The organism is Streptomyces sp. NPDC056161 (assembly GCF_042268025.1).
GTDB lineage: Bacteria > Actinomycetota > Actinomycetes > Streptomycetales > Streptomycetaceae > Streptomyces.
On the sequence record NZ_JBHJUV010000066.1, the window covers coordinates 17,642 to 40,615 of the forward strand.

At 70.4% G+C, this 22,974-nt stretch carries 23 protein-coding genes and 1 riboswitch; of the genes, 4 read left to right on the forward strand and 19 right to left on the reverse strand.

The genetic code is table 11. From position 1 onward, the window contains the following. Positions 1-197 precede the first annotated feature (197 nt). Positions 198-1,340 (reverse strand): glycosyltransferase family 4 protein, encoded by a 1,143-nt coding sequence (locus ACFC09_RS39180; RefSeq protein WP_376536678.1) that lies wholly within the window; start codon positions 1,338-1,340, stop codon positions 198-200. An 11-nt stretch (positions 1,341-1,351) separates the two neighbouring features. Next, a complete protein-coding gene (locus tag ACFC09_RS39185; RefSeq protein ID WP_376536734.1) occupies positions 1,352-1,546 on the reverse strand; it encodes a hypothetical protein in 195 nt (64 codons plus the stop codon). A 153-nt stretch (positions 1,547-1,699) separates the two neighbouring features. On the opposite strand from ACFC09_RS39185, the gene ACFC09_RS39190 reads away from it, so the two are divergent. Further along, the gene (locus ACFC09_RS39190) at positions 1,700-2,941 is read left to right on the forward strand and encodes a glycosyltransferase 87 family protein (RefSeq protein ID WP_376536732.1); all 1,242 of its coding nucleotides are present in this window, start codon (positions 1,700-1,702) and stop codon (positions 2,939-2,941) included. 23 nt (positions 2,942-2,964) lie between these two features. On the opposite strand, the gene ACFC09_RS39195 is transcribed toward ACFC09_RS39190, so the two are convergent. The 5 genes from ACFC09_RS39195 to ACFC09_RS39215 form a co-directional block, all read right to left on the reverse strand. Further along, the gene (locus tag ACFC09_RS39195; protein ID WP_376536680.1) at positions 2,965-4,167 is read right to left on the reverse strand and encodes a hypothetical protein; all 1,203 of its coding nucleotides are present in this window, start codon (positions 4,165-4,167) and stop codon (positions 2,965-2,967) included. Positions 4,168-4,198: 31 nt separating this feature from the next. Then, positions 4,199-5,206 carry an NlpC/P60 family protein gene (locus ACFC09_RS39200; RefSeq protein WP_376536682.1) on the reverse strand — a complete coding sequence of 336 codons (1,008 nt, stop codon included), beginning with the start codon at positions 5,204-5,206 and terminating at the stop codon, positions 4,199-4,201. A 368-nt stretch (positions 5,207-5,574) separates the two neighbouring features. Beyond that, the gene (locus ACFC09_RS39205) at positions 5,575-6,609 is read right to left on the reverse strand and encodes an NlpC/P60 family protein (RefSeq protein WP_376536684.1); all 1,035 of its coding nucleotides are present in this window, start codon (positions 6,607-6,609) and stop codon (positions 5,575-5,577) included. Positions 6,610-6,818: 209 nt separating this feature from the next. Then, complete coding sequence (locus ACFC09_RS39210) at positions 6,819-8,162, reverse strand: NYN domain-containing protein (protein WP_376536686.1); 1,344 nt, start codon at positions 8,160-8,162, stop codon at positions 6,819-6,821. Positions 8,163-8,201: 39 nt separating this feature from the next. Next, positions 8,202-8,441 (reverse strand): hypothetical protein, encoded by a 240-nt coding sequence (locus tag ACFC09_RS39215; RefSeq protein ID WP_376536688.1) that lies wholly within the window; start codon positions 8,439-8,441, stop codon positions 8,202-8,204. Positions 8,442-8,596: 155 nt separating this feature from the next. Between ACFC09_RS39215 and ACFC09_RS39220 the strand changes: the two genes are divergently transcribed. Both ACFC09_RS39220 and ACFC09_RS39225 read left to right on the forward strand, forming a co-directional pair. Further along, positions 8,597-9,340 (forward strand): rhomboid family intramembrane serine protease, encoded by a 744-nt coding sequence (locus tag ACFC09_RS39220; protein ID WP_376536690.1) that lies wholly within the window; start codon positions 8,597-8,599, stop codon positions 9,338-9,340. Continuing rightward, positions 9,337-9,618 carry an Lrp/AsnC family transcriptional regulator gene (locus ACFC09_RS39225; RefSeq protein ID WP_376536692.1) on the forward strand — a complete coding sequence of 94 codons (282 nt, stop codon included), beginning with the start codon at positions 9,337-9,339 and terminating at the stop codon, positions 9,616-9,618. The genes ACFC09_RS39220 and ACFC09_RS39225 overlap by 4 nt, the downstream gene beginning before the upstream one ends. 39 nt (positions 9,619-9,657) lie before the next feature. On the opposite strand, the gene ACFC09_RS39230 is transcribed toward ACFC09_RS39225, so the two are convergent. From ACFC09_RS39230 to ACFC09_RS39265, 8 genes are all read right to left on the reverse strand, one after another. Then, entirely contained in the window at positions 9,658-11,031 is a 1,374-nt protein-coding gene (locus ACFC09_RS39230) for an aminotransferase class V-fold PLP-dependent enzyme (RefSeq protein ID WP_376536694.1), read from the reverse strand. Positions 11,032-11,214: 183 nt separating this feature from the next. After that, a riboswitch (SAM riboswitch) is annotated at positions 11,215-11,331 on the reverse strand. A gap of 83 nt (positions 11,332-11,414) precedes the next feature. Further along, complete coding sequence (locus ACFC09_RS39235) at positions 11,415-11,588, reverse strand: hypothetical protein (protein WP_376536696.1); 174 nt, start codon at positions 11,586-11,588, stop codon at positions 11,415-11,417. A 25-nt stretch (positions 11,589-11,613) separates the two neighbouring features. Next, entirely contained in the window at positions 11,614-11,970 is a 357-nt protein-coding gene (locus ACFC09_RS39240; RefSeq protein ID WP_376536698.1) for a PRC-barrel domain-containing protein, read from the reverse strand. Between the two features lie 154 nt (positions 11,971-12,124). Beyond that, complete coding sequence (trpD, locus tag ACFC09_RS39245; protein WP_376536700.1) at positions 12,125-13,189, reverse strand: anthranilate phosphoribosyltransferase; 1,065 nt, start codon at positions 13,187-13,189, stop codon at positions 12,125-12,127. Between the two features lie 140 nt (positions 13,190-13,329). Continuing rightward, positions 13,330-14,967 (reverse strand): cytochrome bc complex cytochrome b subunit, encoded by a 1,638-nt coding sequence (locus ACFC09_RS39250; RefSeq protein ID WP_376536702.1) that lies wholly within the window; start codon positions 14,965-14,967, stop codon positions 13,330-13,332. Then, complete coding sequence (locus ACFC09_RS39255; protein WP_376536704.1) at positions 14,964-16,022, reverse strand: Rieske 2Fe-2S domain-containing protein; 1,059 nt, start codon at positions 16,020-16,022, stop codon at positions 14,964-14,966. Before ACFC09_RS39255 ends, ACFC09_RS39250 begins: the two co-directional genes overlap by 4 nt. Then, a complete protein-coding gene (locus ACFC09_RS39260; RefSeq protein ID WP_376536706.1) occupies positions 16,019-16,831 on the reverse strand; it encodes a c-type cytochrome in 813 nt (270 codons plus the stop codon). The genes ACFC09_RS39255 and ACFC09_RS39260 overlap by 4 nt, the downstream gene beginning before the upstream one ends. Before the next feature lie 74 nt (positions 16,832-16,905). Next, positions 16,906-17,526, reverse strand: coding sequence for a heme-copper oxidase subunit III (locus tag ACFC09_RS39265; RefSeq protein WP_376536708.1), 621 nt, complete (start codon positions 17,524-17,526; stop codon positions 16,906-16,908). Positions 17,527-17,671: 145 nt separating this feature from the next. Between ACFC09_RS39265 and ACFC09_RS39270 the strand changes: the two genes are divergently transcribed. Continuing rightward, entirely contained in the window at positions 17,672-18,073 is a 402-nt protein-coding gene (locus ACFC09_RS39270) for a hypothetical protein (protein ID WP_376536710.1), read from the forward strand. Between the two features lie 140 nt (positions 18,074-18,213). On the opposite strand, the gene ACFC09_RS39275 is transcribed toward ACFC09_RS39270, so the two are convergent. The 4 genes from ACFC09_RS39275 to coxB all read right to left on the reverse strand — a co-directional run bounded on the left by ACFC09_RS39275 (position 18,214) and on the right by coxB (position 22,754). Continuing rightward, positions 18,214-19,500: an Ig-like domain-containing protein gene (locus tag ACFC09_RS39275; RefSeq protein WP_376536712.1), complete on the reverse strand. Its 1,287-nt coding sequence runs from the start codon at positions 19,498-19,500 to the stop codon at positions 18,214-18,216. Positions 19,501-19,633: 133 nt separating this feature from the next. Then, positions 19,634-20,032 carry a cytochrome c oxidase subunit 4 gene (locus ACFC09_RS39280; RefSeq protein WP_376536714.1) on the reverse strand — a complete coding sequence of 133 codons (399 nt, stop codon included), beginning with the start codon at positions 20,030-20,032 and terminating at the stop codon, positions 19,634-19,636. Continuing rightward, on the reverse strand, positions 20,029-21,765 hold the full coding sequence (ctaD, locus tag ACFC09_RS39285; RefSeq protein WP_376536716.1) for a cytochrome c oxidase subunit I: 1,737 nt from the start codon (positions 21,763-21,765) through the stop codon (positions 20,029-20,031). The genes ACFC09_RS39280 and ctaD overlap by 4 nt, the downstream gene beginning before the upstream one ends. Continuing rightward, positions 21,762-22,754: a cytochrome c oxidase subunit II gene (gene coxB, locus ACFC09_RS39290; protein WP_376536718.1), complete on the reverse strand. Its 993-nt coding sequence runs from the start codon at positions 22,752-22,754 to the stop codon at positions 21,762-21,764. Before coxB ends, ctaD begins: the two co-directional genes overlap by 4 nt. Positions 22,755-22,974: the final 220 nt, after the last annotated feature.

The window sequence follows — 22,974 nt, forward strand, 5'->3', positions numbered from 1 at the left end:
CGCGGGTTTGAGCGGGGGTGCTCGCGCAGTTCCCCGCGCCCCTGTCAGGGAGTTGCCGCCGGTGGGCGAGTGCGGGTTTGAGCGGGGGTGCTCGCGCAGTTCCCCGCGCCCCTGTCAGGGAGTTGCCGCCGGTGGGCGAGTGCGGGTTTGAGCGGGGGTGCTCGCGCTGTTCCCCGCGCCCCTGTCAGGGGGTTGTGCTACAGGAGTTGTTTCAGGTTGTGGGCCAGGAGGTCCCAGCGCCATTTTTCCTCGACCCAGGCTCGGCCTCGTTCTCCCATCCGGTGGCGTAGCTCGGGGTCGGCGAGGAGTGTGGTGATGCGTTCGGCGGTCTCGGCCGGGGCGTTGCCGGGGACGACCCACCCGGTCTCCCCGTCCAGCACCGCGTCGGGCGCGCCGCCCGAGTCGCCGGCGACGACCGGCAGGCCGGTCGCGGAGGCTTCCAGGTAGACGATCCCGAGGCCCTCGACGTCGAGCCCGCCCCGCCGGGTCCGGCAGGGCATCGCGAAGACGTCCCCGGCGCCGTAGTGCGCGGGCAGTTCGGACCAGGGGACGGCGCCGGTGAAGCGGACCGAGCCGGCCACCCCGGTGTCGTCGGCGAGCCTGCGCAGGTCCTTCTCGTACGGCCCGCCGCCGACGATCAGCAGCACCGTGTCGGGCTGCGCGGCGAGGATCCGGGGCAGGGCCCGGATCAGCGTGTCCTGGCCCTTGCGCGGGACCAGCCGGGAGACGCACACCACGACCGGCCGGTCGGTCAGCCCGAGCCGCGCCCGCACCTCGGCGCCGCCGGACCCCGGATGGAAGGTCTTCTCGTCGACCCCGGGCGGCAGTCGCACCATCCGTTCGGCCGCAGCCGGACCCAGCGCGGCGGCGATCCGGGTACGCGTGTACTCGCCGAGGTAGGTGATCGTGTCCGTGGACTCCCCGATCCGGCGCAGCAGTTGCCGGGCGGCGGGCAGTTGGGCCCAGCCCGCCTCGTGCCCGTGGGTGGTGGCGACCAGCCGTTCGGCGCCCGCCTCGCGCAGCGCGGGTGCCATCAGTCCGAGCGGCGCCGCCGCCCCGAACCACACCGAGGTGCATCCGTGCTCCCGCAGCAGCCCGGCCGCCCGCCGGGTCGCCCCGGGCGTGGGCAGCAGCATCGTCGTGCGGTCGCGTACGACGGTGAAGGGCTGCTCGGCGTCGAAGGCGGCCGTGGCCTCGGCGCCCTCCCGGCCGCGCTTCCAGGTGGACGCGTACACGACGAGCCGCCCGGGATCCAGCCGGAGCGCCATGTTGTGCAGGAACGTCTGGATGCCGCCCGGCCGGGGCGGGAAGTCGTTGGTCACGATCAAGGTCTTGTGCATCACGGCCCAACCTATCCAACGTGCCCGCCCGCCGCGGACCGGCGACCGGTGCGGGAGCGCGGGTGGCGGCCGGTGCTCAGGTCGCGCCGCGGTCGCGGCGCAGCCGGGGACCCGGTCCGTGCGGCGAGTCCCACCAGGGGCGCGACGGCGGCACCGCCGAGGAGCGCGACCGCGAGGCCCACCGGCATCAGGACGGGCGGACCCATGGCGCCTCCTTCGTCGGCGAAGTCGCATCGTCCCACCCCGGCGGCGGTCCGGGCGGGCGACGCGACCGTGCCGCGCGGCGGCATTGCCGGGCCCCGCCCGGCCTGACGCGACATCATGGCCCCGCGGAACGGGACACGACGGACAGGGGCTGGCTGGACATGACGGGCGCGAGGAGGTCCCTGGCCGGGCTGCTGGGGGTCTGGGGGCTGACCCGGCTGCTGCTGCTCCTCTTCGTCTTCCGGGTGCTGGTCTTCCCGGGCGCGGACGTCACGACCGACGTGTCGGTGATCTACCACGGCTGGTTCGAGGTGCTGCGCCACGGGACGTTCCCACTGGACGACGTGACCTGGCAGTACCCGCCCGCCGCCGCGCTCGCCGTGCTCGCGCCGGGCGCCCTGCCCTTCCTCGCCTACCCCGCCGCCTTCTTCGTCCTGGCCTGCGTCGCCGACCTGGCCGTCCTGGCGCTGCTCGGATACGCGGGCCGGCGCCCCGGCAAGTCGCCGCGCGGGGCGTGGGTGTGGGTGGCGGGCCTCCCGCTGCTCGGGCCCACGGCGTACGCCCGTTACGACGTCATGGTGACCGCGGTGGCGGTGGCCGCGCTGTTCGCGGGGGCCCGCCGGCCGCGGGCGATGGGGGCGCTGGCGGGCTTCGGGGCGATGGTGAAGGTGTGGCCCGCGCTGCTGCTGGTGGGTGCCGTGCGGCTGCGCGCGTGGGGTGCCGCGGCGGTGACCGCGGTGGGGGTGGCGGCGGTGTTCGCCCTCGCCATGCCGGGCGCCTTCGCCTTCCTCGCCTTCCAGCGCGACCGGGGCACCGAGGTGGAGTCGCTGGGGGCCCTGGTCTTCCACGTGGCGCGGCACCACGGCTGGCGGGGCGAGGTGCTGCTCAACTACGGCTCGGTGGAGTTCCTGGGCCCGTACGTCGGCCTGGTGAGCACCACCGCGCTGGCGCTCACCGCGGTCGCCTTCGGCTGGCTGCTGCTGTGGCGGCTGGCGGCGTGGCGGACCCGGCCCCGGCCGCACGCACTCGCGGACGCCGCGTTCACGGCCGTGCTGCTGTTCGTCACGACGAGCCGGGTGATCAGCCCGCAGTACCTGGTGTGGCTGATCGGGCTGGCCGCGGTCTGCCTGTCCTTCCGTGCCACCCGGATGGGCCCGCCCGCCCTGCTGGTCCTGGCCGCCGCCCTGGTGACCGTCCTGGAGTTCCCGGTCGGCTTCTCGCACGTCGTGGTCAGCGACCGGTACGGCACGGGCCTGCTGTTCCTGCGCGACGGCCTGCTGGTCGCCGCCTCGCTGCTCGCGGCCCGCAGGCTGTGGCGGGCCACGGTCCCCGAGCGGCCCGCCGCCGCCCCGCCGAGCCGGACCACCCGTACGGAGGAGAGTCCGGTCTCCTCCTGAGCCGGGCCCGCCGCGGAGCCGGCTCAGGAGAGCTGGGACCTGAGGTCGTCCTGCCACTGGCGGGTGAAGTCCGCCGCGCCGGTGCCGAGCACCTGGCGCAGCGCGTCCTCGACCGCGCCCGCCCGCTGTCCGTGGGCGCCGACCGCGCGGTAGAACCGGCCCAGCCGGGCCTCGCCCCAGCGTTCGGCGATCATCCGGCAGGCCAGCCAGCCGCCCTCGTACGCCTGGGCGAGCCGGGTGGGGTCCGCGGTGAACGCGAAGTCCCCGTCGGCCGGCAGGCCCGCCGGGATCCGCCCGGCGCGGACCGCACGGGTCAGCTCCGGTGCCACCTGCGTCGGGGTGCGCCCCTCGCCGAGGTAGCCGATCCAGTCGGCGTACCCCTCGGAGAGCCACAGCGGGGTGGCCGGTGTGGTGTGCGCGCGCGTGGCCACGTGGGTGGTCTCGTGGGTGAGCACCACCTGTTTGCCGGTGTCGCCGAGTTGGGCGTACGCCTCCGGGTTGACGACGATCCGGTCCGCGGGGGCCTTGCCCGTGCCGCCCGCCTCGCCGGTGGTGACCGCGGCGATCCCCCGGTACGAGGAGACGGACGAGCCGAGCAGGCCCGCCATCCCCGCCAGGTCGCGCGGTACCAGCACGACGGTCTGCCGGGACCAGTCCGTGCCCCAGGCCCCGGAGACGGCCGGAACGGCGCGGTCGGCGAGCCGGGCGTAGCCGCGCAGCTGCTCGGCGGTCTGCCCGACCCCGAGCACCAGGCTGTGCGCGCCCGTGACGGCCGCCACCTCGCCCTGGTCCCACAGCTGCTGCCCGGCCTGCCGCGCGGGCCGGTCGGAGTCGACGTACCACCCCCCGTCGGCGGTGCGGCTGAGGGCGATCGTCCGGTCGGCGGTGACGGGGGCGCTGTCGTAGCCGCGGATCCGGTAGCTCAGCCGCGCCTCGGCGGTGCCGGTGGCGCCGGTGTGCCGCAGCCCGGTCACGCGGTACGACCAGGACGCCAGCGGGACCGCCCGCAGGTCCGGGTACCCGGCGCGGGTGCCGGTCGCGTCGTACGCGCCGCCGTCGTGCCCGAGGAGCGCCGCCGCGCGCCGGTCGAGCAGCCGCTGCACCTCGGCCCGCGCCGGATCGGCCGCCGTCCGCCCGCCGCACCCGGCCAGCGGGACGAGGAGCGCGACGAGCAGGAGCCAGAGCGCCGCGGCGCCCGAACGCCGTCTGAGTCCACGACCAGCCATCTGCCCGATCGTACGGCGCGGGGCGGGGCGGTCAGACCCGGGTGACCGACGAGACGGGCATCATGCCGACCGGGTCGTAGCGCACCGGTGCGCCGGGGTAGGGCGCGTGGATCACCTGTCCGTTGCCCATGTACATCCCGACGTGCCCGGCGTCCGAGCGGTAGACGACCAGATCGCCGGGGCGGGCCTGGGAGAGCGGGACCTGCCGGCCGGCGTACCGCTGCTCCTGGGAGGTGCGCGGGAGGGCGATCCCGGCCTGCGCGTACGACCACTGCATCAGGCCCGAGCAGTCGAAGCCGGAGGGCCCGTTGGCGCCCCAGACGTAGGGGCGGCCGAGGGCCGAGCGGGCGGCGGCGACGGCCGCGGCGGTGCGGGCGTCCAAGGGGGTGCCGTCCGGCAGGCCGGTCAGCTCGGCCCGGCTGCCGCGGGAGGCCCGCTCGTAGGCGGCGCGCCGGCCGTCGGGCAGGGAGTTGAGCAGTTCCCGGGCCTTGGCGAGTTTCCCCTCCACGGTCCGCTTGTGCGCGGCGACGGCCCTGCGGCCGTGCTCCAGGCGGGCGAGCTTCCCGGCCGTCGCGGTGCGCTCCTGGGCGAGTTCGCGCAGGGCCGACCGGAGCGCCCGCAGCCGGTCGGCCTGGCGGATGCCGATCCGGTCGAGGGTGCTGGCCTTGGCGAGGTAGTCGTCCGGGTCGGCGGCGAACAGCAGGGCGACCGTGGGGTCGATGCCGCCGGAGCGGTACTGGGCGCCGGCCAGCGAACCCAGTTCCTCGCGCAGGGCGTTGATGTGCTGCTGCTGCCGGGCGATGTGGTCCTGGGCGTCGTGGACCTGCTCGCGCAGCCGCAGGGCCTGCTCGTTCGCCTTGTTGTATTCCTCGGTCGCCTTCTCCGCCTCCTGGTAGAGGCGGTCCACCTCGGCGGAGGCGTCGCCGCGCGGTGCGGCGCCCGCCGGTACGGCGCCGAGCGCGGCGGCCGCGGACAGAACGCACAGGACGGTGATGCCCCGGGTGAACCCGGACGGTGCAAGGCGGCGGTGGTAGCCCACGGAAGGCCGCACTCCTTCACCTCGTGACCGCTCGCTCGCCTGCGGGGGACGGCCGGTGCCCGGAAGCGGCCACGCTCGGCCGTTCGGCCTGCGCGCACGCGCCCACGGCACCGGCGCACCCTTCGGCTCACGCGCTGCCGGCGGACGGTTGCCGTCTCCCCGGTGCCGGGACGGGGGTGTCCGGGCCGTGGGGGAAACGCGGCAGACAGTAGCCGCGTGGATACCCGTCGGCCAAAGACCGTCAGCGGTCGCACAACGTGGCGCCCCGCCGCTGACGCAGGTCACCGGCGGGGCGTGGAGTCAGTTTCGGTTGCCGGGATTCGCCCGTTCGGGCGCCTCGACACCCCGGTCGGCCGAGCCTTTACGGCTCAGATCCGGACGCCGAACTGGAACGGCATGTTGTTGATCGACTCGTACCGGACGACGGTGCCGGTGCGCGGGGCGTGCAGCACCAGGCCGTTGCCCGCGTACAGGCCGACGTGGTGCTGGTCGCCGTAGAAGATCACCAGGTCGCCGACCTTGAGGTCGCTCTGGCTGTAGATGCGCGTGCCGGCACTGGCCTGCGCCTGGGAGGTGCGCGGTATGGAGACGCCGGCCTGGGCGTAGGCCCAGGAGGTCAGGCCCGAGCAGTCGAAGGAGGAGGGTCCGGAGGCGCCGTAGACGTACGGCGTGCCGATCTTGCTCTGGGCGGCGGAGAAGGCGGCGGAGGCCCGGCCGGAGGCGGCGGTGGCGTTGCCGAGGTCGACGCGCTCCGCGGAGGAGCGGCTGGCCCGCGCCTGCTCGTCCGCCAGGGCCTGCTTCTCCTGCGCCGTCAGGCTGTTCAGCAGCTTCTGCGCCTCGGCGAGCTTGTCCTGGACCGCCTGCTTCTGCTTCTTCAGCTCGGTGCGGGTGGAGTCGAGGTCCTTGAGCTTGCCGCTCGCCTCGGTCCGCTCCTGGGACAGCTCGCGCTGTTTGTCCTGGATCTTCTTCAGGGCGTCGACCTGCTGGCCGCTCAACTGGTCGAGCGTGGACGCCTTGTCGAGGTAGTCGTCCGGGTTGGCGGACAGGAAGAGCTGGACGGACGGGTCTATGCCGCCCGAGCGGTACTGCGCGCTGGCCATGGCGCCGAGGCCGTCGCGCAGCTTGTTCAGCTCCTGCTGGCCACGGGCGACGTCGTCCTGGATCGTGGAGATCTCCTTCTGGAGCTTCTCCTGCTTCTCCGTGGCCGCGTTGTACTTCTCGGTGGCCTGCTCCGCCTGCTCGTAGAGCTTGTCGACCTTGGCCTTGACCTCGTCCTTGCTCAGCTTCTCGCTGGGGGCCGCGTTGGCCGCCTGCGCGCTCAGGGCTACGGCAGCGGCGGCTGCGGTGGTCAGCACGGTCACGCGCGTGCGACTCGGCTGCTTGGGTCGACGGTGGGACGCCACGGAGACGGGCTCCTTCTTTTGAGTGATCACCCGTGTGGAGGTTCGAGGCCAGACCCTAGTGACCCAGTTGTGATCAGTTCAAATCCTCAGGAGAAAAAATCCGTCACACCGTGCATTCTTTGCCCACAACTAACGGGCCGTGATGTTTACTTGACGCTACGTTGCGTAACGCTTGCCCCAATTCGGGCATTGGGGACGGATGTTGCCGTTTACGGCAGTCGCTTGAGAAGCATCGCAGAAGCCACCGGACGGGCACCCGCCTGAGCGACGCCGTCGGCCACCTCGCGATCGGTCGAGGCGACGATCACCGGCCGGCCCGGCGGCTCGGCCCGCACCAGCCGGCGGATCAGCTCGTCGGCGGTGACACCGGGCTTCGAGAACAGCACCCGCACCCCGCGTGGCGGGGCGAGCAGCACCGGCGCGGCCAGTTCGGCACCGTCGAAGACACAGGTCACCTCGGCACCGGTCTGCGCGGCCAGCTGCGAGAGCTGGCCGAGCAGCCGCAGCCGCTGCCGCTCCAGCGGCATCTGCGGATAGCCGGTCTTGGTGACGTTGTAGCCGTCGACCACCAAGTGCGCCTGCGGCAGGGCGAGAAGCTGGTCCAGGATCGCCGGATCGTGCTCGGACAGCGCCCGTGCGGCGATGTCCTTCGGGGTCATCCGACCCGGCTCCACCGCGTCGACGGTCTCGGCGGGCCGCACCGAGACGGGGGGCAGCGCCAGCTCCCGGCGCAGCCCCTGGGCCGCGTCCAGCACCGTGTCGAGCAGCAGCCGCACCCGCATGTCCTCGACGCTGCGCCCCTCCCGGGCCGCCCTGCGGCTGGCCTCCAGGGCGGCCTCGACCTCCCCCAGGCGGGCCTTGAGCCGCCGGGTCTCGCTCTCGGCCGTGGAGACCTGGGCCTGCCCGTCGGCGCGCACCGCCTCGATCTCGCCCTGGACCTTGCGCAGCGCGGCTTCGCCCCGCTTGACGTCGCTGAGGGCGGCCCGCAGCTTGCGGTGCAGCGATTCGGCTTCCCGCTTGGCCGATTCCAGTTCGGCACGCAGCCGTTCGGTCTCGGCGCGGGTCTGCTCGCGGGCCCGGTCCAGTTCGGCGCGCAGCCGGTCCAGTTCGGCCCGGCTCTCCTCGTCGGCGCGCTCGGCGTCCGCCCGCTGGGCCTCCTCGCCCGCCGCGGCCACCAGCTTCACCCAGCCGGTGGGGCGGAGCACATAGGCCGCGGCCGCCACGTCGAGCGGGTCCGCGGCCGGGGGCGGCGAGCCGGAGTCGAGGGCGCCGCAGAGTTCCGGCTGCGTCTCTCTCAGTTTCTCGCCGATGCGCTGCCGGAACAGCGGATCGTTCTCCAGGGCTGCGGCCATGGCATTGCCCGCGAACTTGGCGCGGCGGTTCGGAGCGAACCGGGCATACTGCCGCAACTGGCTGGGCAGTTCACCGACCGTCAGGGCACCGAAGCCGTCCGAGACGATCTGCACGACCCGGCGGCGCACACCGTCGGGCAGCGGACGGTCAAGCACCTCGGCGGCGCCGTCGCCCGGCCCCTCGCCTGTGGTCTCCACCATCCTCACACCCCAATACCGGTACGGGACCGCCTCCCTCGCTCAGGAGTCGGCACCCGGCCTGTCCACCAGTTCCACCTGGTCCACTGCGTTGCACCAGCGGCAGCGCACCGACTCGATGGTCTCACTGACCACCTCGCGCTCCTCGACCTTCGGCTCGCCGGCGAGGTCCAGGTGGACGTACTCGACGACCTTCGACGCGCGTGTGACGTCGAAACGCGTGAGGTTGCCGCAGAGGGTGCAGCGCCAACGCGTCGTGGCGGTCGGCAGGGGAACCGGCATCGCGACCGTTCGCCTCCTTCTAGTCTCCGTGACGCGCGGTCTGCCCGGCACGTGTGGCTCGTAACCCTACGGCCTGGCGGGTACTCGCCGCCCGTTCGTCCATGGCGGCGAGGCGGTCTGTGCTACTGCGTCCCCTTACGTCATGCTCTGTAGCCATGATCAGCAACTGGAGCGCGACGGCCCGGCGGATCTACCGAGCGGTCCGCGGCTCGTCGGCGCCGATGACGCACGTCCTGATCGCCCTGTGCTGCCTGATCTTCCTGATCGGGCCCGCGTCCGGCTTCAATCCGACGTACGGCACCGGTGACGAGCTGCTGGCCGCCCAGCGGGCCTACTTCCGGCGCTGGGGCGTCATCCCCACGGACCTGTTCGCCGGCCCGGTCGGTGACGCCCTCACCCCCGCCACGGCCCTGTTCGTGCACGGCAGCTGGGTGCATCTGCTCGGCAACATGCTGTTCCTCTACGTCTTCGGAGTGATGACCGAGGAACGGATGGGCCGCGTCCAGTTCACCCTGTTCTACGTCGGCTGCGGATATCTGGCGCTGATCGGCTACGCCGCCGCCAACGCCGCCTCCCAGCAGTCCCTGGTCGGCGCCTCCGGGGCGATCTCCGCGGTCCTGGGAGCTTTCCTGTACCTGTTCCCCGGCGCCCGTGTCACCAGTCTGCTCCCTTTCCTGTTCTTCCTCCCGCTGCGCTTTCCCGCCTGGGTCGTCCTGCCCTTCTGGGCGGCCCTGCAATGGGCGGCGGCCCGGCAGGCCACCGAGGGGCCCGGGGTGGCCTATCTGGCCCATTTGGTGGGCTTCTCGCTGGGCTTCGTCTTCGCCTGGGTGCGGTTCGGGCGTGCGGCTAGAGTGAAGGCCGCCCCAGCTCCGGCTCCCGAGGGAGAGAACCAGCCGTGATCACCGCGATCGTGCTCATCAAGACCAGCGTGGACCGGATCCCCGAGATCGCCGAGCAGATCGCCGGGCTGGACAGCGTCAGCGAGGTCTTCTCGGTCACCGGCACCTACGACCTGATCGCCATGGTCCGGGTCGGGCAGCACGAGGACCTCGCCGAGGTCATCCCCGGCCGCATCAGCAAGATCCAGGGCGTGCAGGCCACGGACACCCACGTCGCCTTCCGTACGTACTCCCAGCACGACCTGGAAGCGGCCTTCGCCATCGGACTGGACAGCTGACCGGCCCCGAGGGGCCGGTCAGCGGGTTCCGGGAGCCGGTCAGGACGCCGGGACGCAGCGGCCGTCCACGGTGCGGTACTGCCACTTCGCGCCGTCGCGGACCAACTCCCTGACGGCGGTCACGAACCGCTCCACGTGCTCGTCCGGCGTACCCGCGCCGAAGCTGACGCGCACGGCGTTGAGGGACTTCTCGCCCGGTGCCGCCTCGGGGGCACCGCACTCGCCCTGGGACTGCGGATCGGTGCCCAGCAGGGTGCGGACGAGGGGGTGGGCGCAGAACAGCCCGTCGCGGACGCCGATGCCGTACTCGGCGGAGAGCGCCGCGGCGAAGTGGGAGCTGTTCCAGCCCTCGACCACGAAGGAGAGCACGCCCACCCTGGGGGCGTCGTCGCCGAACAGGGACAGCACCCTGACCTCGGGGACCTCGGCGAGACCCGCGCGGACCGTGTCGATCAGGTGCCGCTCACGGGCGACCAGGGTGTCGAAGCCGGCCTCGGTGAGCGCCTTGCAGGCGGAGGCGACGGCGTAGGCGCCGATCACGTTCGGCGAGCCGGCCTCGTGGCGGGCGGCCGTCTCGTGCCACTCCACGGCCACGCCCCCGTCCGCCCGCCGGGTGACCGTACGGCTTGCCCCGCCGCCCGCGAGGTACGGCTCCGCCGCGCGCAGCCAGTCGGCGCGGCCGGCCAGCACGCCGGCGCCGAAGGGGGCGTACAGCTTGTGCCCGGAGAAGGCGACCCAGTCGACGTCGAGGTCGCGCACCGACACCGGGTGGTGCGGGGCGAGCTGGGCGGCGTCCAGGACGATCCGGGCGCCGTGCTCATGGGCGGCGGCGGCCAGCTCGCGCACCGGCCACAGCTCACCGGTGACGTTGGAGGCGCCGGTGACGCAGACCAGGGCCGGGGCCTGCGGGTCACGCTCGCCCAGCGCCCGCCGGAGGGTCGCGACGGCCTGTGCCGGGGTGTCGGGCGCGTCGAGATAGCTGACCCGGGCGTTCTTCCAGGGCAGCAGGGAGGCGTGGTGCTCGGTCTCGAAGACGAAGACCTGGCAGTCGGCCGGGACCACGGCGGCGAGGAGGTTGAGCGAGTCGGTGGTGGAGCGGGTGAAGATCACCTGGTCGTCGGCGCGGCAGTCCAGGAACCCGGCGACGGTCGCGCGGGCGTTCTCGAACAGGTCGGTGGACAGCTGCGAGAGGTAGCCGGCGCCGCGGTGCACGCTGCCGTAGTAGGGGGCGTACGCGGCGACGTCGTCCCAGACGCGCTGGAGGGCGGGGGCGCTGGCCGCGTAGTCGAGCGCGGCGTAGGTGACCTCGCCGCCGGTGACGAGCGGGACGGTGACGTCGCGGCCCAGCACGGGCAGCGGGGCGCACACGGACGGGGCGGAGGCAGCGGTGGAGACGGACGTGGAGACGGACATGGCACAACTCCCGTGAAGGCAGGCGGAATTCACCGCGCGAGCACCAGTACGCACCGGTACGACGGGTGCGGCTCAGCGCGGGAAGGAAAAAAGGGGGTGCGGAGGCGGGGCTCTGCGGCCCTATCGCATTCGCTTGCTCACGGGTGGCTCCCTCGGCGTCCAGGACCCCTGGATTCCACGAGGGGTCCGCGCTTGCCGCAGACCTCGCTGCCTACGGCCTGGTCTTCACCCGGGGCACCCCGCCACGGACGGAGGGTTGCCGGACAGTCGGCCGGGGCCGAATGACTGTCACTCATGACCTGGACGGAAAAATACGCGGGTGATCGATCGCCCGCAACTCGTGTCCGGATGACGGGACGCACACACGCGTGGGCGCGGCCCCGTCAGCGGACGAGGCGCCGGTGCGATCGCCGCGCCCAGCGCGCGCCGACCAGCAGGAGGTCGGCCACGAAGACCACCACGCCGATGACCAGAAGATAGGTCAGTCCCTGCACCACCGTGCCGACCAGTCCCAGGACGACCGCCACGAGGATCAGGAACAGGAAGAACGCCAACACGGGCGGCCACCTCCTCGGTTCGGCCTCAGCGGCGCGCGAGGCGGCGCCCGCGGTCGGCGCCGGGCTCGTAGGGCCGGTCGTAGTGCTTGAAGATCTCTTCCTCGCGGGCCGCCGGCAGGACGCCGTCCGTGCCGATCGACGGCGCCTTCCTCACCTGCCCCTTCGTGTACGCCACCCGCACGTATCCGGGTCCTACGGTCGCCTCGTCGACAGGGACGAAGACGAGTCGCTGCCGAGTGGGCAGCCCGGTACGGACGGTGGCCACGGACGGCGCGTCGGTGGTGGTGTCCACGTAGACCCCTTCCAGAGCACCGATCTTGCGGCCCTCGGGGTCGATCACGTCACGGTTGCGCCACTCGCGGATATCGGCTGGATGGATCATGCCTGGCTCCTTGCGGCCCGCCGGGGACTCTCCTGTGCCCCACTGTACTATGACCAGTTTGACCTGGTATTTCCCGTGAGCCGTCCGGGTGCTGGTGCCGTGACCGGAAGGGTCTGCCGGGTCCGTGGCCGGAAAGGTTTGCCGGGTCGCGGCCCTAGGCGTGACTGGCGCTCACCCAGCGGTCCAGGGAGTGCCTGGCCGCGCCCGAGTCGATCGACTCCGCGGCCTTGGCCATGGCGGCGCGGATCTGCTCCACCAACGGCCCGTCCCCCGGCTCCAGGGCCACCAGGGCCGCCGCCGAGTTCAGCAGGACGGCATCCCGTACCGGACCCGGCTCGCCGTCCAGCAGGCGGCGGGCCACCGCCGCGTTGTAGGCGGGGTCGGCGCCGCGCAGGGCCTCCACCGGCACCAGGTCCAGACCGACGTCCCGCGGGTCGAAGACCTGCTCGGTCACCTTGCCGTCACGCACCACCCACACCCGTGAGGTGGCGGTGGTCGTCAGTTCGTCGAGGCCGTCGTCCCCCCGGAAGACCAGTGCGGACGAGCCGCGCTCGGCCAGCACGCCGGCGATGAGCCCGGCCATCCGGGTGTCGAAGCAGCCGATCGCCGAGGCACCGACCCGGGCCGGGTTGGTCAGCGGGCCGAGGAGGTTGAACGAGGTCGGGATCCCGAGGTCGCGCCGGACCGCGCCGACGAACCGCATCGAGGGATGGAAGACGGTCGCGAAGCAGAAGGTGATCCCGGCCTCCTCGACCACCCGGGCCACCTGTTCGGGCGTCAGATCCAGGTTGACGCCGAGCTGTTCGAGCACGTCGGACGATCCGCTCGCGGAGGACGACGCCCGGTTGCCGTGCTTGACGACCTTCGCGCCGGTCCCCGCGATCACGATGGAGGACATCGTCGAGATGTTGACCGTACGGGCCCGGTCGCCGCCCGTGCCGACGATGTCGACGGCCGGCCCGGGGATGTCCAGCGGCTTGGCGTGCGCGTACATCGCCTCGACGAGGCCGGTGATCTCCTCGACCGTCTCCCCCTTGGCCCGCATGGCCACCAGGAAACCGGCGATCTGGGCGTCCGCGGCCTCGCCGCGCATGATGCGGTCCATGGCCCAGGCCGTGTCACCGGTACTCAGGTCGTGGCCGCGCAGCAGCGCGCTCAGCAGGTCGGGCCAGGAACGGCCCGCCGCGGTGTCGCCTCCAGCGGGGTTCACAGCGCTCATCAGCCGCTCCTGGGTCGTGGACGGGTGCGGACGGGTGGTGTCCGGTCCGGGTCCCCACCCTATCCATCCCGGCATACGACGAGGGGTCCCGTCCGGCGTTCGGACGGGACCCCTCGCGTGTGGCGTGGTGTGCGCAGCGATCAGTGGTGGCCGTGGCCGCTCGTGATCTCCTTGTACTCCTCGACGGTGGGCTTCGGGATCTGGGAGTCCTCGCCGTAGTAGGCGTCGCTGAGCTTGGCGCGCAGCTTCTCGGAACCCTTCACCTTCCGCTCGACACCGTTCTCGTCGACCGTCGGGCCGATCTCGGCCGGCTCGTACTGGTGGTGGGACGTGAGGGTGTGCAACTGCTCCTGGCTGAGCGGCTCGTGGACCTCGATGAACTCACCGTGCGGAAGCCGCTTGATGACGCCGGTCTCACGGCCGTGCAGCACCTTGTCGCGGTCCCGGCGCTGCAGGCCCAGGCAGATCCGCTTGGTGGCGATGAACGCGATGATCGGTCCGAGGAAGAAGAAGATCCGGACGAACCAGGTGACGGCGTTGATCGACAGGTGCAGATGCGTGGCCCACAGGTCGTTGCCGCCGCCGACCAGGGTGATCATGTAGATCGTGATCCAGGCGACACCGAACGCGGTACGCGTCGGGGCGTTGCGCGGGCGGTCCAGGATGTGGTGCTCGCTCTTGTCCCCGGTGACCCAGGACTCGATGAACGGGTAGACGGCGATCGCCATCAGCACCAGCGGGAAGAGGACCAGCGGGATGAACACGCCCAGGACCAGCGTGTGACCCCAGAAGTTGATCTCCCAGCCCGGCATGAAGCGGATCAGGCCCTCGGCGAAGCCCATGTACCAGTCGGGCTGGGCGCCGGTGGACACCTGGTCCGGCCGGTAGGGGCCGATGGCCCAGATCGGGTTGATCTGCGCGATGGCCGCGATGGCCGCGATGGCACCGAAGACCAGGAAGAAGAAGCCTCCGGCCTTCGCCATGTAGACCGGCAGCAGCGGCATGCCGACCACGTTCTTCTCGGTGCGCCCGGGGCCCGCGAACTGCGTGTGCTTGTGGTAGACGACCAGGATCAGGTGGCCCACCACCAGACCGAGCATGATGCCCGGCAGCAGCAGGATGTGGATCGAGTAGAACCGGGCCACGAAGTCGTGGCCGGGGAACTCGCCGCCGAAGAGGAAGAACGAGAGGTACGTGCCGACGATCGGCACGGACAGGATCGCGCCCTCCATGAAGCGGACACCGGTGCCGGAGAGCAGGTCGTCCGGGAGCGAGTAACCGGTGAAGCCGGTGAACATGCCCAGCATGAACAGCAGGAAGCCGAACAGCCAGTTGATCTCACGCGGCTTGCGGAACGCGCCGGTGAAGAACACGCGCATCATGTGCACGAACATGCCGGCGAGGAAGATCAGCGCGGCCCAGTGGTGGATCTGCCGGACGAGCAGACCACCGCGCACATCGAAGGAGATGTGCATGGTCGAGTTGAACGCCTCGGACATCAGCTGTCCCTGGAGCGGGACGTACGAGCCGTGGTACTCCACTTCGTTCATCGACGGGTGGAAGAACAGCGTCAGGTACACACCCGTGAGGATGATGATGAGGAAGCTGTAGAGGCAGACCTCACCCAACATGAACGACCAGTGGTCGGGGAAGATCTTGCGCATGTTGGCCTTGGCCAGGGAGTAGACCCCGAGTCGGCCGTCGGCCCAGTCGGCGACGCGTTCGCCGGCCGGTGCCTTCCCGCGTGAGCGGGGTGCTTCGTTCGATGCAGTGCTCATCCGCGCTCCCAGAATGCAGGACCGACGGGCTCCGCGAAGTCGCCGAGCGCCTGGAGGTAGCCCTCGTCGCTCACGCCGATGTGCAGCTGCGGCAGGGCGTGACCGGCCGGACCGAAGATCACTCGGGCACCGTCGGAGAGGTCGAAGGTGGACTGGTGGCACGGGCAGAGCACGTGGTGGGTCTGCTGCTCGTACAGCGAGATCGGGCAACCGACGTGGGTGCAGATCTTCGAGTAGGCCACGATTCCCTCGTGGGACCACTCAAGTTCGCGCTTGTCCTTGATGTTGTCGGGCTGGATCCGGACGATCATCAGAGCGGCCTTGGCCATCTCCGTCTGGAACTCCTCGTCGCTCTCCTCCAGGCCCTCGGGCTTGGCGAAGGTCAGCGAGCCGACGGCGATGTCCGAGGGACGCAGCGGCTCGTTGGTGTTCATGTTGACGAGCAGCTTGCCCTTGGACCACAGCGTGTGGCGGAGCTTGGACTCGGGCAGGGTGCCGAGGTCGCGCAGCAGCACGACGCCGGACAGCGGCACCAGGGTGAGCGCGCCGAACATCGTGTTGCGGATCAGCTTGCGGCGGCCGATCGCCGACTCCTTGGCGCCCTGCTTGAAGTCCGCGAACACCTGCTCGCGGACCTCGGGGGTCGCCGAGATCGGGTGCCGTTCGTCGGCGATCTCCGCGTCGGACATCAGGGTGCGGGCCCAGTGGACCGCGCCCGCGCCGATGCAGAACAGCGCGCCGCCGAGGGTCAGACCGAGCGCGAAGTTCAGCGCGCTGATGTGACCGATCGGGAACACGAAGATCGACTTGTCGGACGGGATCGCCACGTACGAGGCGATGAAACCGACGGTCGCCAGCATCGACACCGTGAACAGCAGGGCGACGTTGCGCTCGGACCGCTTGGCGGCCAGCTCGTCGATGTCCTGGATCCGGTGCTCGTGCGGCGGCAGTCCCGGGTCGGCGAACGGGTTCTTCTCGTCCGCGACGCCCAGCGCGCCGTGCGCGCCACCCTGCTCGGCCGGCAGGTTCTCTTCTGGAATGTCTTGGCTACTCATGACTTCTTGGCCTTTGCGGTCCGAGCGGCGACCCAGACGGCGACCGCGATCAGTACGCCCAGTCCGAAGATCCACGCGAACAGACCTTCACTGACCGGTCCGAGACCGCCCAGGGACAGGCCACCGGGGTTCTCGGTGCCGCTGCTGTTGACCGCGTTCAGGTACGCGATGACGTCCTTCTTGTTCTTCTCCGACAGCGTGGTGTCGGGGAAGGAGGGCATGTTCTGCGGGCCGGTCTGCATGGCCTCGTACAGGTGCTTCGGGGCGACATCCTGAAGGTTCGGCGCGAACTTGCCCTCGGTCAGCGCACCGCCCTTACCGGTGAAGTTGTGGCACTGCGCGCAGTTCGTACGGAACAGCTCGCCGCCCTTGGCGATGTCCGCCCCCTCCGGGCCGTACTGCGCCTCGGTCGGGATCTCGGGACCGGCGCCCAGCGAGGCGACGTACGCCGCGAGCTGGTCGATCTGGGCCTGCGAGTAGATGTTCTTCTTGGCCGGGACCTGCGCGCCCTGGGAGGTCGCGGCCGGCATCCGGCCGGTGCCCACCTGGAAGTCCACGGCCGCGGCACCGACACCCACGAGGCTCGGGCCGTCGGAGGAGCCCTGGCCACCGGTGCCGTGGCAGCTGGCGCAGCCGACGGTATAGAGCTTCTTGCCCTCCTCGATGGTCAGGGACTGGGCCGCGGTGTCGGCCTGCGCCTTGCCCGCGGGCGCGAACGCGGCGTACAGCCCCCCCGTGGCCGCCAGTGCGAAGAGTAGGACGACGACCGCCGCCAGCGGATGGCGTCGTCGTGCGGAGAGCTTTTTCACGGATTACCCCGGTGTCAGGATCTTCTGCGTCGATGCTTCTGGGATGGATCGGTTGCCGTCGTCCGGCACGCCGATTACTTGATCAGGTAGATCGTGGCGAAGAGGCCGATCCAGACGACATCGACGAAGTGCCAGTAGTAGGACACGACGATGGCGGCGGTCGCCTGCTCGTGCGTGAACCTCTTCGCCGCGTAGGTACGGCCGAGGACCAGCAGGAAGGCGATGAGACCGCCCGTCACGTGCAGCCCGTGGAAGCCGGTGGTCAGGTAGAACACCGAGCCGTACGGGTCGGAGGAAAGGGAGATCCCGTCCTTCTTCACCAACTCCGTGTACTCGTAGATCTGACCGCCGATGAAGATCGCGCCCATGATGAAGGTCACGATGAACCAGCCGCGGAGCTTCTTCACGTCACCGCGCTCGGCGGCGAACACGCCGAGCTGGCAGGTGAGCGAGGAGAGCACCAGGATCGTGGTGTTCGTCGCGGAGAAGGGCACGTTGAGCGCGTGCGCCATCGACTTCCAGTGAGCCTCTCCGGTCACCGAACGCAGGGTGAAGTACATCGCGAAGAGGGCCGCGAAGAACATCAGCTCGGAACTCAGCCAGATGATGGTTCCGACGCTGGTGAGGTTCGGCCGGTTGACCGACGGGTGCGCGTGCCCGGTTTCTACTGTCGTTGCTGTCGCCACGACCGACATTATGTCGGTCGCTTATCTCGCCCTCACTCCCGGGGGTGCCGTTCGGAGTGTCTTCGCCTGTCATACCGCTGTTGACGTGGTGTTCATGGGGGTAGCATCCGCCCAAACGGCCTTGTCCGTACGACGCTGACGTCTCGGAGGAACCATGCAGCCGACCGCCACGGTGCTGGTCTACAGCGACGATTCCAACACCCGCGAGCAGGTACGGATGGCCACCGGCCGACGGCCGGCTCCCGATGTCCCGCTGGTCGAGTTCATCGAGTGCGCGACGCCCGCGGCGGTGCTGCGGGAGCTGGACCGGGGCGGCATCGACGCCGTCGTGCTGGACGGCGAGGCCGTACCGATGGGCGGCATGGGGGTCTGCCGGCAGATCAAGGACGAGGTGTTCCACTGCCCGCCGGTGCTGCTGCTCATCGGCCGGCCGCAGGACGCCTGGCTCGCCACGTGGAGCCGGGCGGACGCGGCGGTGACGCTGCCGGTGGAGCCGGTCGAGTTCGCCGGGGCGCTGGCCTCCCTGCTGCGGCAGAAGCGGTTGCAGAACGCCTGACGGGGCACTGCGCGCTCGCCTTGGGGGCCCGTTCAGGGGGCGGCGTGCGGCCGTGATTCGTCTGCGGCTGCGTCGGGGCCGGGCGCGCGGTTCCCCGCGCCCCTGTCGGGGCCCGGGGAACCGCGGGTGAATGCGGCCGGTCACAGGGCCGTGGGCTGCAACCGCGCCGCCTCCTGCTCGCTCGCGGTGTTCCCGGCGCCCGCCGTCACGGCGCTGCCGGTGCGCCACTTGTTCCAGTCGACGTTCCAGTCGCCGAAGCCGTTGCCGAAGTCCTCCATCTGGTCGCCGTTGGAGTTGATGACCTTGACGATGTCTCCGGGGCGGACGGTGTCGAAGAACCACTTGGCGTTGCCGGTGCTCATGCCGGTGCAGCCGTGGCTGACGTTGGCGTAGCCCTGGGAGCCGACGGACCAGGGGGCGGCGTGCACGTACTCGCCGGACCAGGTGACGCGGGTCGCGTAGTACACCGGCAGGTCGTAGTTGTCCGACGAGCCCGCGGCGATGCCGACGGTGGTACCGCGCATCCGTACGAAGTACTCCTTCTCCAGCACCACCTTGACGCCGTTGCGGGTCTCGTAGCCGGGCTTGCCGGTGGTGACCGGGATCTGGTTGATCTCCTGGCCGTTCTTGTAGACCGTCAGGGTGTGGGTGGCGGCGTCGGTGACGGCCTCCATCCGGTCCCCCGTGGTGATCGTCAGGGGTTGCGCCTTGCCGCCGCGCAGCCGGTCGCCGATCCGGATGCCCTCCAGGTTGCTGTGCACCTGGATGGTGGCGTGGGCGGGCCAGAAGTCCTTGGGCCGGAAGTGGAGCTGTTTGTCGTCCACCCAGTACCAGGAGCCCTGCACCGCGGGCGTGGAGTCGACCCTGAGGGCGCTCTCCACGACGGCCCGCTGCGCCTTGTCCTTGATGGGCTGGCTGAGGTCGGCCGTGATGGGCTGGCCGACGCCGTACTCGCCGGCCTTGGGGCCGAAGGTGACGTCCAGGGTCTTCTTGCTGTCGGGCCGACTGGTGTCGAAGGTGAGGGTCTTGCGGCCCGGTGCCCCGTGCTCGTTCTCCGTGCTGATCCGCACGGTGTAGTGGGCGTCCGCGGCGAGCGGGGAGGTGCTGTGCCATCGGCTGCCGTCGGCAGCCAGTTCGCCCGCCACGTAGCGCCCCGTCGCGTCCATGGCCGTGACGTCCGTGATGCGTCCGTCACCGGTCTTGGCGGTGACCTCCAGGGGCTTGTCCGGGTCGGCTTTCTTCCCGGCGTCCTTGGGGCCGTTGAAGGAGATCTGACCCGCCGCGTCGTACGGCTTGGCCGCCAGCGGGTCGTCGCCGCCCGAGCCGCAGGCCGTGACACCGGCTCCGAGGGCGGTCACCAGCAGCGTGCAGCCGACGGCGGTGCGGGTGCGGGATCGGGGGCCGTGGGAGAACGCAGTGTGGCTCATGGCCTCACCGTACGGAGCAACGTCAAACGCTGGCGCGTTGAGCGACCCGTTCGGGTGAATGCGGTTGGGTCATATGACAGAAGCCCGGACCTCCGCGAGGAGGGTCCGGGCTCCCATGACCAGTCAGTACGTGTTACTGGGTGCGGTTCTCACCGTGGTAGTACTCGAACACCCACCCGAACAGTCCGATCAGGATGATCGGCGCGGAGAAGTAGAGCAGCCACCAGCCGACGGCGATGCCGAGGAAGGCCAGCGCGCCGCCGATGCCGAGGGCGAGCGGCTGCCAGCTGTGCGGGCTGAAGAAGCCCAGCTCGCCCGCGTCGTCCGCGACGTCGGCCTCCTTGTTGTCCTGGGCACCCGCGTCGACCCGCCGGGCGGTGAAGCCCAGGTAGAAGCCGATCATGATGCACAGGCCGAAGACCAGGAAGAGTGCCGTGGTACCGGCCGGCTCCTTCGACCACACGCCGTAGACGATCGCCACGGCGAGCACGAAGAAGCTCAGCCACATGAACATCCGGCCTTGGATCTTCACTTGCCGGCCTCCTTGCCGCTCGCGATGGCGCTGCTGCCGGCACCGGCGTACTCCAGCTGCTCCAGGGCCGCGATCTCAGGGTGGTGCAGGTCGAACGCCGGGGACTCGCTGCGGATCCGCGGCAGGGTGAGGAAGTTGTGCCGCGGCGGCGGGCAGGAGGTGGCCCACTCCAGCGAGCGGCCGTAGCCCCACGGGTCGTCGACCTCGACCTTCTTGCCGTACTTGGCGGTCTTCCAGACGTTGTAGAGGAACGGCAGCATCGACAGACCGAGCAGGAACGAGGAGATCGTCGAGACCGTGTTCAGCGCGGTGAAGCCGTCGGCCGCCAGATAGTCCGCGTACCGGCGCGGCATGCCCTCCGCGCCCAGCCAGTGCTGGACCAGGAAGGTGCCGTGGAAGCCGACGAACAGCGTCCAGAAGGTGATCTTGCCGAGCCGTTCGTCCAGCATCTTGCCGGTGAACTTGGGCCACCAGAAGTGGAAGCCGGCGAACATCGCGAAGACCACGGTGCCGAAGACGACGTAGTGGAAGTGGGCCACCACGAAGTACGAGTCGGAGACGTGGAAGTCCATCGGCGGCGACGCCAGGATGACACCGGTCAGACCACCGAAGGTGAAGGTGATCAGGAAGCCCGTCGCCCACAGCATGGGTGTCTCGAAGGACAGTGAGCCCTTCCACATCGTGCCGATCCAGTTGAAGAACTTCACACCTGTCGGTACGGCGATGAGGAAGGTCATGAAGGAGAAGAACGGCAGGAGCACACCGCCGGTGACGTACATGTGGTGGGCCCACACCGTCACGGACAGGCCGGCGATGGAGATGGTCGCGCCGATCAGGCCCATGTAGCCGAACATCGGTTTTCGGGAGAAGACCGGGATGATCTCGGAGATGATGCCGAAGAACGGCAAGGCGATGATGTACACCTCCGGATGGCCGAAGAACCAGAAGAGGTGTTGCCACAGCAGGGCCCCGCCGTTGGCGGCGTCGAAGACGTGGGCGCCGAACTTGCGGTCCGCCTCCAGGGCGAGCAGCGCGGCGGCCAGCACCGGGAAGGCGAGCAGGACCAGGACACCGGTCAGCAGCACGTTCCACACGAAGATCGGCATCCGGAACATGGTCATGCCCGGGGCGCGCATGCAGATGATCGTGGTGATGAAGTTGACCGAGCCGAGGATGGTGCCGAAGCCGGACAGCGCCAGACCCATGATCCACATGTCGGCGCCGACACCCGGCGAACGGATCGCGTCCGAGAGCGGCGAGTAGGCGAACCAGCCGAAGTCCGCCGCGCCCTGCGGCGTGAGGAAACCGCCCACCGCGATGAGCGAGCCGAGCAGGTACAGCCAGTAGGCGAACATGTTCAGCCGAGGGAAGGCCACGTCCGGCGCGCCGATCTGCAACGGCATGATCCAGTTCGCGAAACCGGCGAACAGCGGCGTCGCGAACATCAGCAGCATGATCGTGCCGTGCATCGTGAACGCCTGGTTGAACTGCTCGTTCGACATGATCTGCAGACCCGGCCGGGCCAGCTCGGCACGCATGAGCAGCGCCATCACGCCGCCGATCAGGAAGAACGCGAACGACGTCGCGAGATACAGCGTGCCGATCGTCTTGTGGTCGGTGGTCGTCAGCCACTTCACCACGACATTGCCGGGCTGCTTGCGCCTGACCGGCAGCTCGCTCTCGTACGAGTCTTCAGCTGCCGCGGCACCCTGGGGTTCGTTGAGGATGCTCACAGGTTTGTCGTCTCCCGGTTCTTCTCGTGGCTCGTCTGCGCGATGCCGGCGGGAATGTAACCGGTCTGCCCCTTCTTGGCGAGGTCCTTGAGGTGTTGCTCGTAGCGCTCGGGGGAGACGACCTTCACGTTGAACAGCATCCGGGAGTGGTCGACGCCGCAGAGCTCGGCGCACTTGCCGAGGAAGGTGCCCTCCTCGTTGGGAGTCACCTGGAAGGCGTTGGTGTGGCCCGGGATGACGTCCATCTTCATCAGGAACGGCACCACCCAGAAGTCGTGGATGACGTCCCGCGAGGTGAGGACGAAGCGGACCGTCTCACCCTTCGGGAGCCAGAGCGTCGGGCCCGGGTTGCCGGTCTGCGGGTTCTTCGTGGCCGGCGTACCGACGTCGTAGACACCGCCCGCGTTCGCGGGGAACTCGTCCTTGAACCGCGCCGGGATGGCGTCCAGGTTCTTGTCGGTCTTCGCGTCGCCGGTCACGCCTGGGACGTTCTCGACGTAGTTGAAGCCCCAGCTCCACTGGAAGCCGACCACGTTGATCGTGACGTCCGGCTTCTTGGAGATGCTCAGCAGCTTCGTCTCGTCCCGTGCCGTGAAGTAGAACAACACCGAGATGATGATGATCGGGACCACCGTGTACAGCGCCTCGATCGGCATGTTGTACCGGGTCTGCGGAGGAACCTCGACCTTGGTCCGGCTGCGCCGGTGGAAGATGGCACTCCACAGGATCAGGCCCCACACCAGCACGCCGACGGCGAGCGCGGCGGCCCAGGAGCCCTGCCACAGGGAGAGGATCCGCGGAGCCTCTTCGGTGGCCGGGGTGGGCATACCAAGGCGGGGGAAGTCCTTGTATGTGCAACCGGTGGCGGTCGCCAGGACCAGGCCCGCGGTCATTGCCATCAGCAGCTTCCGCCGCATCGGGCGCCGCGACTTGGGGGTCCCGCCCACGCCCTTCAGGCGGTGGGGGAGGTCGGAGCCGTTGGGACTCACGTAGCGCCTTCCCGAGAGTCTCGCCCGCGCGGTCGGCTGCGGCCTTCTCGCTGGTCGGTCGCCGCCCTGCGGCGGGCAGGGGTTTGGATGTTTATGCGGACCAAACCCTAGCCCACCCCCTCCGGGGGGTTGCGGGGAGGGTGCCGTACGCGCCGCGGGTCGTCCCTGAAGGGGTGCGGGACGTCGGGTGGGGCGCCCAGGAGCCCGGGAGTCCCGGTTC